The sequence below is a fragment of the Paenibacillus sp. FSL P2-0136 genome (genome assembly GCF_037975325.1).
Lineage (GTDB): Bacteria > Bacillota > Bacilli > Paenibacillales > Paenibacillaceae > Paenibacillus_AQ > Paenibacillus_AQ silagei.
Map to the genome: position 1 here is coordinate 2,342,507 of NZ_CP150244.1, position 12,426 is coordinate 2,354,932.

12 protein-coding genes are annotated in these 12,426 nt (G+C 54.1%); 9 read left to right on the forward strand and 3 right to left on the reverse strand.

The annotated features are described in order from the left end of the window. Window positions 1–33 precede the first annotated feature (33 nt). On the reverse strand, window positions 34–465 hold the full coding sequence (locus NYE26_RS09705) for a MerR family transcriptional regulator (protein ID WP_036725200.1): 432 nt from the start codon (window positions 463–465) through the stop codon (window positions 34–36). Window positions 466–1,027: 562 nt separating this feature from the next. On the opposite strand from NYE26_RS09705, the gene NYE26_RS09710 reads away from it, so the two are divergent. From NYE26_RS09710 to NYE26_RS09725, 4 genes are all read left to right on the forward strand, one after another. Next, a complete protein-coding gene (locus NYE26_RS09710) occupies window positions 1,028–2,422 on the forward strand; it encodes an ammonium transporter (RefSeq protein WP_036725199.1) in 1,395 nt (464 codons plus the stop codon). Window positions 2,423–2,461: 39 nt separating this feature from the next. Beyond that, on the forward strand, window positions 2,462–3,535 hold the full coding sequence (locus tag NYE26_RS09715; RefSeq protein WP_339257424.1) for a DUF294 nucleotidyltransferase-like domain-containing protein: 1,074 nt from the start codon (window positions 2,462–2,464) through the stop codon (window positions 3,533–3,535). Then, complete coding sequence (locus NYE26_RS09720; protein ID WP_209874255.1) at window positions 3,532–4,281, forward strand: exonuclease domain-containing protein; 750 nt, start codon at window positions 3,532–3,534, stop codon at window positions 4,279–4,281. The genes NYE26_RS09715 and NYE26_RS09720 overlap by 4 nt, the downstream gene beginning before the upstream one ends. A gap of 372 nt (window positions 4,282–4,653) precedes the next feature. Next, window positions 4,654–5,214, forward strand: a complete 561-nt coding sequence (locus NYE26_RS09725) for a TlpA disulfide reductase family protein (protein ID WP_339255374.1) — start codon at window positions 4,654–4,656, stop codon at window positions 5,212–5,214. A 95-nt stretch (window positions 5,215–5,309) separates the two neighbouring features. Here the strand turns inward: NYE26_RS09725 and cimA are convergent, their stop codons facing one another. Beyond that, window positions 5,310–6,929: a citramalate synthase gene (gene cimA, locus NYE26_RS09730; protein WP_209874252.1), complete on the reverse strand. Its 1,620-nt coding sequence runs from the start codon at window positions 6,927–6,929 to the stop codon at window positions 5,310–5,312. A 193-nt stretch (window positions 6,930–7,122) separates the two neighbouring features. Between cimA and NYE26_RS09735 the strand changes: the two genes are divergently transcribed. The 3 genes from NYE26_RS09735 (at window position 7,123) to NYE26_RS09745 (ending at window position 10,383) form a co-directional block, all read left to right on the forward strand. Continuing rightward, window positions 7,123–8,415 carry a DNA polymerase IV gene (locus NYE26_RS09735; protein ID WP_209874248.1) on the forward strand — a complete coding sequence of 431 codons (1,293 nt, stop codon included), beginning with the start codon at window positions 7,123–7,125 and terminating at the stop codon, window positions 8,413–8,415. A 160-nt stretch (window positions 8,416–8,575) separates the two neighbouring features. Next, window positions 8,576–8,818: a ferredoxin gene (locus NYE26_RS09740; RefSeq protein WP_036702186.1), complete on the forward strand. Its 243-nt coding sequence runs from the start codon at window positions 8,576–8,578 to the stop codon at window positions 8,816–8,818. Window positions 8,819–8,955: 137 nt separating this feature from the next. Further along, a complete protein-coding gene (locus NYE26_RS09745; RefSeq protein ID WP_339255377.1) occupies window positions 8,956–10,383 on the forward strand; it encodes a L,D-transpeptidase family protein in 1,428 nt (475 codons plus the stop codon). Here NYE26_RS09745 and NYE26_RS09750 read toward each other — a convergent pair. Then, window positions 10,380–10,517 carry a hypothetical protein gene (locus tag NYE26_RS09750; protein ID WP_200869536.1) on the reverse strand — a complete coding sequence of 46 codons (138 nt, stop codon included), beginning with the start codon at window positions 10,515–10,517 and terminating at the stop codon, window positions 10,380–10,382. The two genes, NYE26_RS09745 and NYE26_RS09750, sit on opposite strands and share 4 nt — an antisense overlap. A gap of 155 nt (window positions 10,518–10,672) precedes the next feature. Between NYE26_RS09750 and NYE26_RS09755 the strand changes: the two genes are divergently transcribed. Continuing rightward, a complete protein-coding gene (locus tag NYE26_RS09755; RefSeq protein ID WP_339255378.1) occupies window positions 10,673–11,167 on the forward strand; it encodes a hypothetical protein in 495 nt (164 codons plus the stop codon). Between the two features lie 155 nt (window positions 11,168–11,322). Further along, window positions 11,323–12,417 (forward strand): quinone-dependent dihydroorotate dehydrogenase, encoded by a 1,095-nt coding sequence (locus NYE26_RS09760; protein ID WP_339255380.1) that lies wholly within the window; start codon window positions 11,323–11,325, stop codon window positions 12,415–12,417. The last annotated feature ends 9 nt before the right edge of the window (window positions 12,418–12,426 follow it).

Here is a 12,426-nt window from a genome sequence, read left to right on the forward strand (position 1 = left end):
TGTGCTCATTCCTCCATTATAAATTACAAGCTGTTACATTGGCGGCCCTTGCGTCAGCAGAAGCCGGATCGCTTCCATACAGGCGACGCCCTGAGGAATCAGTGCTGCCAGTGCCCGGTTGGCCTGGCCAGGCTTCAAACCGCTTATCACGGGCTCCAGGGCCTTCACTTCCCGTTCTAGCTGCTGCATCTGAAGCTCAAGCTGGACCAGCTTGCCGGAGACCTCAGCCTCAGGTGTGGCTGCATTCCACTTGCCCATCAGGGATTTGATTTCTTCCAATGTATATTTCTCTTGCTTAAGCTGATTAATACGTTGAAGAACGACTAAGGTTTCATGACTGTAGAGCCGGTAATTCTTCATGCTCCTGGATTCCGGTGTAATCAGTCCAAGCTTCGTATAATAATCAATGGTACGTTCACTGATGCCGGCAGCCTTGGCCAGCTCTCCGATCCGGTAAAGGGTCATATCTCCAAGTTATCTCACCTCGCTATTTCCTGCGTAAAATAATCATATCAAATTGGAAACCGTACAGTCAAACGTGACGCTTACTTTAAAGTATATGCTGACTTTTCATAAAGATGCTGGGGAGGCAATCGAAGCGAGAATATTCCTTAGAGGAGAAGAATCCATGTAAAACATGACATGGCGTGTCATATACTTAAGCGCCCAGCTCAGCTGGTAATCATCAGGATCGCGGTGAGCGGGTGATACGGTATGGTGTGATCAAGGGATAATAAAAGGCATGTTTACTAATAGACATTAATAAAAATACAGTATGAAACTTAGGAAAAAGCTCTGTTGACTGTATGCGTTTGCATGATTGGTACGTAAGGAAGCGTGCTAATTGTGCCGGGTTACCGGTAATCGTGCTCGGGAATAGTCCTTAAGTGAAGAAAAGCGCAGCTTCCAAAATTAAATTAAAGCATTCAAAAAAATAGTCTTGTCAATTTACCTGACTTCTGATTATAATGACATTAAGAGTTTCACGCTTTGTTAGAAAATATAACATTGGGGAGTGGGGTACACTATGAAAAAAAAGATGTTGATGATGTTCCTGGGTATGATTACACTAATGATCTATCCGGTCAGCGCCTTCGCGGCTGAGGGTCCGGCAGCACCGGATCTGCAGATTGGACTCGACACTGCATTTACGTTCCTGGCATTTATCCTTGTATTCTTCATGCAATCAGGATTCGCATTACTTGAGGCGGGTTCGGTCCGGATGAAGAATGCCGGCCACGTGGCCGGTAAGACGGTACTGACACTGGCGATTGCCAGCTTGTGCTTCTGGGCACTGGGCTTTGGCCTTGGCTTCGGTAACGGCAACAGCTTCTTCGGAACTACAGGCTTCTTCTACGGTGGAGATTCCACAGCCTCCGCATTTGAATCCCTGGCCTTTTCCGATGTTACACTAAATACGAAATTCCTGTTCCAAATGGCATTTGCGGCAGTCTCCCTGGCGATTGTATCCGGCGGTATGGCTGAACGTGCTAAGCTTAGCGTATATATTATCTTCGGAATTCTCTTCTCGGTTGTGATTTATCCGGTTGTAGCTCACTGGGTATGGGGCGGCGGCTGGCTGGCAGAGCTGAGCATGCAGGATTATGCAGGCTCTACAGTAGTCCATCTTACAGGTGCAACAGCGGCTGTAGTGGCGACCATTCTCCTCAAGCCCCGTCTTGGCAAATTCAACAAAGAAGGCAAGCCGGTTATTATTCCGGGTCATAACCAGGTCTTCACTGTACTTGGTGTTATCATTCTCTGGTTCGGCTGGTTCGGCTTCAACCCCGGCAGCGCGTTGTCCCCTATGGGCGGATTCTTCGGACACGTAGCGCTGACTACGAACATTGCAGCGGCAGCAGGCGGTCTGGCAGCACTGGCAGCTTCCTGGCTGTACTTCGGCAAATCCGATATTCCGGCCATGCTTAACGGCGTACTGGCAGCTCTGGTTGCCATCACCGGTGCCTGTGCCTTTGTAGAGCCTTGGGCAGCCATCATTATCGGTCTCATTGCCGGTGCCTTTACTTTCATGACCTCGCAGTGGCTGGAACGTGCAGGATTGGATGATCCGATCTATGCTTTCTCTGTACATGGTATCGCCGGTATGTGGGGGGCGTTGTCTACAGGCCTCTTCGCAGCACCTGATCTGATTGAACAAGGCGCACTTGTAGGTAAAGCAGGTCTGTTCTACGGCGGCGGCTTCCATCAGCTCGGCGTGCAGGCACTGGGTGTAGTCGGAACCTTCGTGTTCGTAGCTGTGATGTCCTTCGTCATCCTGTATGTAATGAAGATGGTTATGGGTATCCGTGTAACGGAAGAAGAAGAATTGATGGGTCTGGATATCAGTGAGCATGGTACGTACGGTTATCCTGAGCAAATGAAGCTGATTAGTGAATCAGAATCCAAAACCCTCAAACACTAATATTTATACTCAGGCAGGGAGGCGGACCGAGTGGCTTCGATGGAGGCAGCAGATTGGAACGAAGAAGAAAGTTACTTGTCCATCGTAACAGCCGGTTCGCCGGAGGAGCTTAAGGCGAGGCGTACCGCTTGTCAACAATTGCTGCTGGAGCAGCTGGGCGTGATTCCCGTTCAGGTATGGATGCACCGGGTCAATGCGATGCATGACCAGCTTGCCGGGACGGCGGTACGCATATGTGAGGCGCAGATGAAGGAGGCGGGCTACGGCCTGCCTCCCTGCGCCTATTCCTTTATTGTATTCGGCAGTGCGGGCCGGCAGGAGGCTACGCTGTGGAGCGATCAGGATAACGGCTTAATTGTAGAGGAAGCGCTGGAGGGTGAGCGGAAAAGGTATTTCGAAGCTTTTGGCAGCATGCTGTCGGATGTGCTTGAGGCGATTGGCTATGAGAAATGCGAGGGCAGGGTCATGTGCTCTGAGCCGCTCTGGCGGAAGTCACTGGCAGACTGGAAGCGCCAGCTGTCTGACTGGATGGAGCAGCTCGAATGGGAGCCTGTCCGGTACCTGATTATAGCTTCGGATATGCGCCATGTAGCGGGAAGTGAGGCACTGTCTGCGCAGTGGCGGGAAGCCTTGCATGCCGGATTCACAGATAACAGCAAATTGACGATGGCGGTACTGCGCAATACGGTGCGCCATAAAGCAACGCTGAATCTGCTGGGGCAGGTGCTCACGGAGCGGTTCGGTGATAATGCTGGCGGCTTCGATGTCAAATATGGTCTCTACATTCCGCTTGTCAATATTGTCAGGCATTTGTCGCTGCTGCACGGAATCGAAGCATCTTCGACACTGAAGCGGCTTGATGAGCTGGCTAAGCTGGAGCAGTATCAGCATCTGGAAGAGATCAGGCGCGCTTGTCTGACGGCGCTCAGGATGCGGGTGAACACGCCGTTTACAGTGACGGACGGCCTGCTCGTGAGCAGCGATTATTATGCCGAGAATGATCTGAAGAATAAGCAGCTCCGGGCGGAGCTGCGGGAAAGCCTGCTGCTGATCAGACGCCTGCATAAGGCGCTGCAGCGGCAGCTCCGGTCAGCGGAAAGGAGACAGCTATGAAGGAGCCGAGCAAGGGCGGAGGATTCTGGAATAATCTGCGGCAAGGCGGAATGCCCTCCGCCATCGCTTCCATGAGAGGCGGAGAATCGGCGCAGCAGACAGCCCAGCAAATGGCCTTTATCCGTTCTCTGATGCGTGAGAAACGGCGTCCCGAGGTGCTGCATACTCCGCTGTCTGAACTGGAGACGGTGATATTCGATCTGGAGACTACGGGCTTCTCCCACCAGGGCGGGGATGAGATTATGTCCATCGGGGCGATCCGGGTGGTCGGGGAAGAGATCAAGGCAGAGGAATGCTTCTATACACTGGTGAACTGCGGGGCAACGATTCCGGACAATATTACGAGACTGACCGGAATCTCAGCAGAGATGACCTCCTCTGCTCCGCCGCTGATGGACGGCTTGCATAACTTCATGTCCTTCGTCGGGCAGCGGGTACTGGTGGCGCACGGAAGTGCCCATGATAAGGCGTTCCTGAATGCCGCCCTATGGAAGACCTCCAAGGTCCAGTTAACCCACCGGGTGCTGGATACGATGATGCTGGCCCGCTGGCTGGAGCCGCACCGCAGCAATTATACGCTGGATGAGCTGCTGGCGATTCATGAGATTCCCATCGAGGGCCGCCATCATGCGCTGGAGGATGCCAAGATGACGGCGAAGCTGTGGGTAGCTTACATCCGCCAGATCTTACAAAAGAATCAGGTAGATACGTTAGGCGACTTATACGCCTATCTAAGCAGGACATGAGAGTTATTGGTAAGACTGGCCGGATTGCAGTGCAAAGCGGGGACTGATTAAGGTATATCTGGAAGGCGGCGGGTCAGGCGCTACGTTGCGTATCGGCCTTAGGCCAATACACATGCCACCCGCTGCGGCAGCGCCAGCAGCTGTTCGCAGGTCTCCTGCGGCAGCCGGGCAGCAGAAGCTTCCCCAGCCTCTGCTGTACGGAAGAGTCCGGTCTGAACAGCCGGGGGCTTCCCTGGCCGCTGTCAGCTTTACCCCTCTCTCTTCATGGGATTTCGTCTTTGACGGAATCCTCTTTTTTTATGATAACGTTTGAAACTGGAGCAAGTGGGGGTACAATAGAGAAAAATCCTCCATGTAAAGGATCTGAACTCTATGAAAGCAGTCCATAAACGGAATGTAACGATTCTGGCCTTGATTGTTTTTCTGGCCGTTCTTGCCATAGAACATAAATTGAAATCGGAGCCTAAGGCGGTTGCGGTCCTGCAGCAGACGGCGGAACCGGAGATTGGTGCATCTGCCGGACTCAAAGCGCCTCCTTTTACAGTGCAGGAAGGGGATAAGCAATATGGCGTCGATGGGGCAAGGGAGAAGCCGGTGATTCTTAACTTCTGGGCCTCCTGGTGCGATCCTTGCCGGCAGGAGGCTCCTGAACTGAATAAGCTGGCTATGAAATACAGCAAGGTGCTGGATGTATACGGCATTAACGTAACTAGCCAGGATTACAAGCCTAATGCGGAACGCTTCGTCAAGAAGTATATGCTGACCTTTCCGGTAATGTATGATCTAAAGGGCCAGATCTTCGACAAGTATAACGGGGCGGTGTTCCCGACCAATGTATTGATTGATAAGAACGGGGTCATCAGCGAGATTATTCTGGGGGTCCTGAGCGCAGAGGAATTGGAGAAAAAGATTATTGCGCTGACTGGCTCTTAGCACCGGCGATCAGCCGCATAGTGAAAAGCCCTCCTGCGCGGAGAAAGTTCCGCAGCGGAGGGCTTTTTGGAGTGCATAGAGCGAAGCCAAGGAGGTCAGTGATTCACCAGACCTCTCGGTTCATTGCTGGTCTGGATGCCCTGCTCCAGTGAGATCTGTCCCAGAAGGGCATATCGCATGGAATCGACCAGAGCCTCCCAGCTCGCTTCGATCACGTTGCTGGATACGCCTACTGTGCTCCAGGTGTCGCTATAATCCTTGGATTCAATCAGCACACGTACCTTCGCGGCAGTCTGATCCTGTTCATCCAGCACACGGACCTTATAGTCGGAGAGGTGCATATCCTTAAGCTGAGGGAAGTAGGTCTGCAGCGCCTTACGCAGCGCATTATCCAGCGCGTTGACCGGTCCGTTGCCTTCGGCAGCTGTGTACAGGCTCTCACCGCCGACCTTCAGCTTGACGAAGGCCTCGGAGACGACGGGGCGGCCGGCGGTCTTCTCAACCAGCATCTTGAACGACTCGAAGGTGAACAGCTCATTCATCTCGCCGGTCGCTTCCCGGAGCAGTAATTCAAGCGAAGCATCCGCGCCTTCGAACTGATACCCCTGGTGTTCAAGATTCTTGATCTTGTCAATCACCTTGCGTGCCTGCTCGCTGCTTGGATCAAGGCTGAGTCCCATCTCCTGCGCCTTGGATAGCACATTGCTCTGTCCGGCAAGCTCAGAGACCAGCACACGCTGCTTATTGCCGACCAGCTCAGGGGCGATATGCTCGTACGTGCGTGAATCGCGCAAAATGGCAGATACGTGGATGCCGCCCTTGTGGGCGAATGCGGCTGTGCCGACATAAGGCTGATTCACCGGCATATTCACATTGGCAACTTCGCTGATGAACCGGGCCGTATTGGTTAACTGCGGCAGGGAATCGCCAGGGATGCAGTGATAGCCCATCTTAAGCTGAAGTGTGGGAATGATGGAACACAGATTGGCATTGCCGCAGCGCTCGCCATAGCCGTTAATAGTCCCCTGAACCTGCCGGGCACCAGCACCGATTGCGCTCAGGGTGTTGGCAACCGCAAGCTCACAATCGTTGTGTGTATGAATACCGAGCGATGCTTCCGGGAGCAGCACGCCGATGCTTGTCACAATATCATGAATCTCCTGCGGCAGGGTGCCGCCGTTCGTATCGCACATCACCAGCCAGTCTGCTCCGGCCTCGCGGGCACGGGTGAGAACAGCAGCGGCGTACTCAGGGTTGTTCTTGAAGCCGTCGAAGAAATGCTCTGCATCGAAGATGACCTCAAGCCCCTTGCGCTTCAAATAAGAGATGGAGTCGAAGATCATGGCCAGATTCTCTTCCAGGGTGGTCTGCAGGGCAGTATGAACATGGAAATCCCACGATTTGCCTACCAGGGTAGCCGCCGGAACGCCTGCGTTAATCATCCGCTGCAGCCCCTCGTCCTGCTCGGTTACAGTGTTTTTGCGCCGGGTGCTGCCGAACGCGGTAATCTTGGCATTCAGATGAAGCTCCTGGACTCTTTTGAAAAATTCGATGTCCTTGTTGTTGCTTCCCGGATTGCCGCCTTCGATATAATGGACACCCAGATCGTCGAGTTTCCTGGCAATCTTCAGCTTGTCATCCGCCGACAGACTGATCCCCTCGCCTTGTGTTCCGTCGCGCAGGGTAGTATCGAAGATGGAGATAGACTTAGACATGAGTGTCCTCCTAAAGTGTTATTAGCCTTCGCATAGGAAATTAATTTTTATATTATAGCATTTTTACGCGGGAAAGTAACAAAGAACTTTTCACCCCGCTGTCACAAGCGCCTCTCTGGCAAGTTGACCTTCCGCCGGGGTAGAGGTATGCTGACAATAACAATGGAACCCGGAAGATAAGAAGGTGGATGCCATGCAGAGTGTGGATCAATATTATCCGGCAAGCGGCAGGGTTATTCTGCATGTGGACATGAATGCCTTCTACTGCTCTGTGCATGAGGCGGAAGATCCGGAGCAATATAAAGGCAAGGCGACAGCTGTGGCGGGCAGCGTGGAGGCTAGAAGGGGAATTATCGTCACCTGCTCCTACGCCGCGCGCAGGCTGGGCATCTCCACGGGCATGCAGGTGCAGAAGGCGCTGCGGATTTGTCCGTCTTTAATGCTTATTAAGCCGGATTTTCATCTATACCGCAAGTACTCCAATGCATTCATGCAGATTGCCTACAGCTATACTCCGCTGCTCGAAGCCGTCTCTATAGACGAATGCTATCTCGATATCACCGGCTCCCGCCAATTCGGAACGCCGCCGGAGATTGCCGAGGCGCTGCAGCGGCGGATTATGGAGGAGCTGGGTCTGCCTTGCTCCATCGGGATTGCCCCCAACAAGCTGCTGGCGAAGATTGCTTCTGATCTGAAGAAGCCCAGCGGCATCTCCGTGCTGCGGCTGCGCGATGTACCGTCCGTGCTGTGGGACAAGCCTTGCAATGAGATGTTCGGCATTGGCGGCAAAACGGCCGAGAAGCTGCGCAAGCTGGGCATCTACAGCATCGGACAGCTGGCAGCCGCAGACGAGGCGATGCTGGTCGGCCATTTCGGTGTCATGGGCGCCTGGCTGAAGCGGGCGGGGAACGGGATTGATCACGGGATCGTGAATCCTGAGCGGGAGCAGAGCAAATCCATCGGCCATACAACCACGCTGCCGCATGATGTGGTGGGGCTGGCTGAGGCGCGCCCGATTCTGCTGAACCTGAGCGATCAGGTTGCGCGGAGGCTGAGGAAGCAGGGGCTGGTTGCAGCGGGGGTACAGCTGACGATCCGCACGCCGGATATGAAGACGATCACCCGCTCCCGCCAGCTTGAGGCTCCCACCGAGAGCGCCGAGGACATTTATAAGGTGGCATGCGACCAGTTCGCGCGCCACTGGAAGGGCGACAAGCCTGTGCGGCTGCTGGGGGTAACGCTCCAAGGGCTGATGCCCAAAGAGGAGTCGGCTATTCAGCTGGACCTGTTCGACTACGAGCGGCAGCCGAAGAAGGAGTCGCTTAATAAGGCGATGGACATGCTGCGCAACAAGTTCGGCGAGAATGCGGTGCTGACCGCAGGGATGCTGAGCGACAGCCACTCGGCGCGGCTGCGTAACCATAAGGAGCGGGGCACCTCGCTGCAGAAGGACAATCTGGGCGGCGCAGACAAGGATATAGACTGAATTAAGGCCCGTCATCAGCCGCCTGGAGCACCGCAGAGAATGAGGCAATAATGTCAACACATTGAAAATTCATTGAAATTGTATCCTATTTATATTAATATGAGAAAAATAACAGGCTGCGACTGCAGGCTGTATAGTTAAGCGGGAGGCAGAGAAAAAAATGGCTAAGTACACTTGGGTCGAGAAGGACACATGCATCGCTTGTGGTGCTTGTGGCGCGACGGCCCCTGATATTTTTGATTATGATGACGAAGGTTTGGCAGAAGTGATCTATGAGAACGACGGCAACCACGGTAATGTTGTGATTCCGGACGACTTGTTCGATGACCTGCAGGATTCAGCTGACGGATGCCCTACAGATTCCATTAAGATTGCAGATGCACCTTTCAACAAAGAGGGCTAAGCTTCTGCCGTCTCCATAAAAGACATCTCAGGACCGCGATAAATGCGGCTTGAGGTGTCTTTTTTTGCATTCCCTGCCGATATACAATAGAAGGTACATACGAATACATAACCATACCACCAATAGTGGAGGCCAACATGAAGAATGCTCAGCATCTAAAAGCCTATGTACAGATGCATCCGGATAATAAGATGGCATGGTACTTGCTTGGTAAGGAATACTATAAGAACGGGCAGTATGGAAAAGCGAATTACTGCTATAATCAGGCCGGGGAAGTGTATGAGGCATTTGAACGCAGCAAGGTGCCCGCGGAAATGCTGCAGCAGTACGAGGAAGGGCTGCTGGAATCGGCCCGGGAACGGCAGACCGCGAGGCTCAGGAAGCGCCGGGTGCTGCTGGCTCTAATGCTGCTGCTGCTCATGCTTATTCCGGCTGCCGTCGCACCGGGAATTCTGCCGGACAGTAAGGGTGCAGCTGCCCCGGTCGAAGCGGTCTCAGCCGTGCTGCCGGAGACAGCCGCAGAGACGCAGGGAAGTCCGCAAGAACCGGCAAGTCTGGATTTCACGGCGGTAGCGGCGGATGCTGCTGCGGGGGGCGGGGGCCTGGCAGCCATCCTGAAGTCGGCGAAGACGCCTTCCGCCACCGCACTGCTCGGTATGAAGCGCTCGGGCAAATGGCTGCTGTGGAAGAAAGGGCTGCCGCTGGAGGCTACTCTTGCTAAGAGCGGAGAAGGGCGTATAGTCTATCAGTCCTATATTCCGGCAGCGTGCGCATGCCAGCCGCCGGATTCGGCGGAGCTTAAGCAGCAGGGGCTGGGCTGGCAGAAGCAGCAGGAGGAGCTGGCTGTGCTCTGGAGTGCGCTGCGTGCGTACAAGAGCAGCAAGGGAGCATATCCCGAAGCGGTACAGGAATTAGTGAAGCCGTTCCCGGCGAACGTGCTGGGCGGCATCACCCCGCTGATGAAGGAAGCCTTCGCACCTCTGCGCAGAGCCGCACGGGGAGAGGCGCCGCTGTTCTCAGCATCACCGCAGCCGTCCGGCGGCCAAGATGCAGGTATTCCGGGGCAAGAGCAGACGGGCGGCGGAGGTCCGGCGGAGGGGCCGGGGGAGAAGCTTTTTTTCAAAGAACCGCTTGCTATTATTGTAGATAAGCAAAACCACCGTCTGGCGGTCACCAGCGGCAATGTGATTCTACGGAATTATGCCGTAGGACTCGGCGGAGATAAGACCCCTGAAGGGGAGTTCTTCATTAAGGATAAGGTTGTGAACCCGAACGGGCGCGATAACGGGGAGTTCGGCAGCCGCGGCATGCAGCTCTCGGACAGTAATTATGCGATTCACGGGACGAATGAGCCGGATAGCATCGGCAAGGATGAGTCGCTGGGGTGTATCCGGATGAGCCGGAAGGATGTGGAGGAACTGTTCGCCATGGTGCCGATGGGCACGAAGGTTCAAATCAGTCAAGGGGTTCTGCCTGAGGAGCTTGTCGTACCGGAGGAACGTTTCCCTTCGGATTCGCCCCGTAATCAGACCAACCCCCATAAAGTGTACCATTGGCTGAACTAATTCCCGACAAAGACAAATAAAACGGCGATAAGCGCAATCAGCAGTACCAGACTGGCGCTGATCCACAGAATGGCTTTGCGGTTCACTTCTTCTTTTTTCTGCTGGAGTGTGGGAGGCTTGCGTTTCGTTGACATTTGGTCACCCTTCTTTCTCTCTTGATCTGTGATAACCCTTACATGTGAGGATTGGCGGCGGTGCATGGAACTTGTACCCGCTCCTCTATTCTAGTCTGGATGAAAAGACAAGTCTAGCTGCAATCTCTTACGGTAGGGACTGGCTGGCCGAAGTCTTGGTCTATACAGAGGATTACCGGCTGGAGTATCATAAGGAAGGTTTTATGCTGGAGCATGAAGAACACAGGAGCAGGAGTGATGCTGCCATGGCGAGCAGGTCCAAAAGCGAAATTCCGGTACTGCTCTACCGCTATGCAGGTCCGCGGAGGAATATAGGGTTTACCTTTTCCCGGTATGATTTGAACATGGACGCGGGCGGGAATGCACCGGGAGAGATGCTGTTTATTTATGAAGGGGATTTCGAGTATCTTAAGCCTGCAGTCAGCAGGGTCTTCCCTCTATCCGATCCGTTCACCGGGGAAGAGATGACATTGCTGGACCCGTGCTGGGAGAACCCGATTCCGAAGAGCCAGTGGGAGTCTATCTTGACTGAACTGGAGCAGCAGCCGGTTACAGACGCTGAACTGCAGGATTTCCTGAACCAGTTCATAAGCTGGGCAAGGAATCACCTGCGGACTGCGGACGGGATTGAAATTACGGGGAATCTGTGAGGATTGGCGGCGGCGTTAAGGAAGTACGGCAGGGCGGAGACAATCGCTGCGGCAAAAAACTTTTCTTTTCCCCCGGAAACGGATAAAATTAAGAAGAAACCTATAGATACGGGAGTCGTTATGTCAATTGTGGTTCCCTTAAAGGAGCGAGAACGGTGCTGTATCGACATTTTGGTAAACCAATTTTCTTTAAAATGGACCCGGAGACGGCACATCATCTCGTCATCGGCGGACTGAATAAAGCAGATCTGGTTCCCGGCGGGAGCGCGGCTATGCGCCTCATGTACGGGGTTCCTGAGACAGCTGACCTTGCGGTGGATCTGTTCGGGGTACATTTCCCGACCCCAGTGGGCTTAGCGGCAGGACTGGATAAGAATGCAGAAGCGGTAGGAGGATTCTCTTCGATCGGCTTCGGATTTATGGAGGTAGGCACGGTAACTCCGGTAGGCCAGCCCGGCAATGACAGTCCCCGGCTGTTCCGGCTGCTGCCCGACAAGGCGCTCATTAACCGGATGGGCTTCAATAATGAAGGCGCGGAGGCCATGGCTGAACGCCTCAAGAGGCTGAAGAAGCGCAGAATTCCGGTGGCGGTCAATATCGGACGCAACAAGGCCACCCCGAATGAATTGGCACATGAGGATTACCGCAAGTGTATCCGTACGCTGTATCCGTACGGTGATTTTTTTGTGGTCAATATCAGCTCGCCGAATACCCCGGATCTCCGGAGTCTTCAGCATGGCAGCGAGCTCTCGAACCTGCTTAGCGAGGTTAAGGAAGAGATGGAGCTGCAGCGGGCGAAGACGGGCGCCGCGAAGGGGCTGCTGGTCAAGATTGCTCCCGATGTCAGTGACGCTGAGCTGGAATATATGGTACATACCATCGCGGAAGCCGGAATGGACGGTATCATTGCCACCAATACGACCCTCTCCCGTGAAGGGCTGCAAAGCGACAAAGCCGGTGAGACGGGCGGGCTGAGCGGCCAGCCGCTGCGCGAACGTTCTACAGAGATTATCCGCAGAATCTATAGCCAGACGGGCGGCAAGCTGCCGATTATCGGTTCGGGAGGGATTTTTACAGCCCAGGATGCTTACGATAAGATACGGGCAGGCGCCAGTCTGGTCGAAATTTATACAGCACTCATCTATGAAGGGCCGGAGGTTAACCGCAGAGTGCATGCCGGACTACGGCAGCTGCTGCGGCGGGACGGCTTCGAGAGGCTCCTTGATGCGGTAGGCGCTGATCATCACTGAAGGATGAAT

What these genes read in the sequence shown, in the direction of transcription:
- NYE26_RS09705 (WP_036725200.1), bottom strand. Translation starts at nt 465, where the DNA reads ATGACCCTTTACCGGATCGGAGAGCTGGCCAAGGCTGCCGGCATCAGT.
- NYE26_RS09710 (WP_036725199.1), top strand. Translation starts at nt 1,028, where the DNA reads ATGAAAAAAAAGATGTTGATGATGTTCCTGGGTATGATTACACTAATG.
- NYE26_RS09715 (WP_339257424.1), top strand. Translation starts at nt 2,462, where the DNA reads ATGGAGGCAGCAGATTGGAACGAAGAAGAAAGTTACTTGTCCATCGTA.
- NYE26_RS09720 (WP_209874255.1), top strand. Translation starts at nt 3,532, where the DNA reads ATGAAGGAGCCGAGCAAGGGCGGAGGATTCTGGAATAATCTGCGGCAA.
- NYE26_RS09725 (WP_339255374.1), top strand. Translation starts at nt 4,654, where the DNA reads ATGAAAGCAGTCCATAAACGGAATGTAACGATTCTGGCCTTGATTGTT.
- cimA (WP_209874252.1), bottom strand. Translation starts at nt 6,929, where the DNA reads ATGTCTAAGTCTATCTCCATCTTCGATACTACCCTGCGCGACGGAACA.
- NYE26_RS09735 (WP_209874248.1), top strand. Translation starts at nt 7,123, where the DNA reads ATGCAGAGTGTGGATCAATATTATCCGGCAAGCGGCAGGGTTATTCTG.
- NYE26_RS09740 (WP_036702186.1), top strand. Translation starts at nt 8,576, where the DNA reads ATGGCTAAGTACACTTGGGTCGAGAAGGACACATGCATCGCTTGTGGT.
- NYE26_RS09745 (WP_339255377.1), top strand. Translation starts at nt 8,956, where the DNA reads ATGAAGAATGCTCAGCATCTAAAAGCCTATGTACAGATGCATCCGGAT.
- NYE26_RS09750 (WP_200869536.1), bottom strand. Translation starts at nt 10,517, where the DNA reads ATGTCAACGAAACGCAAGCCTCCCACACTCCAGCAGAAAAAAGAAGAA.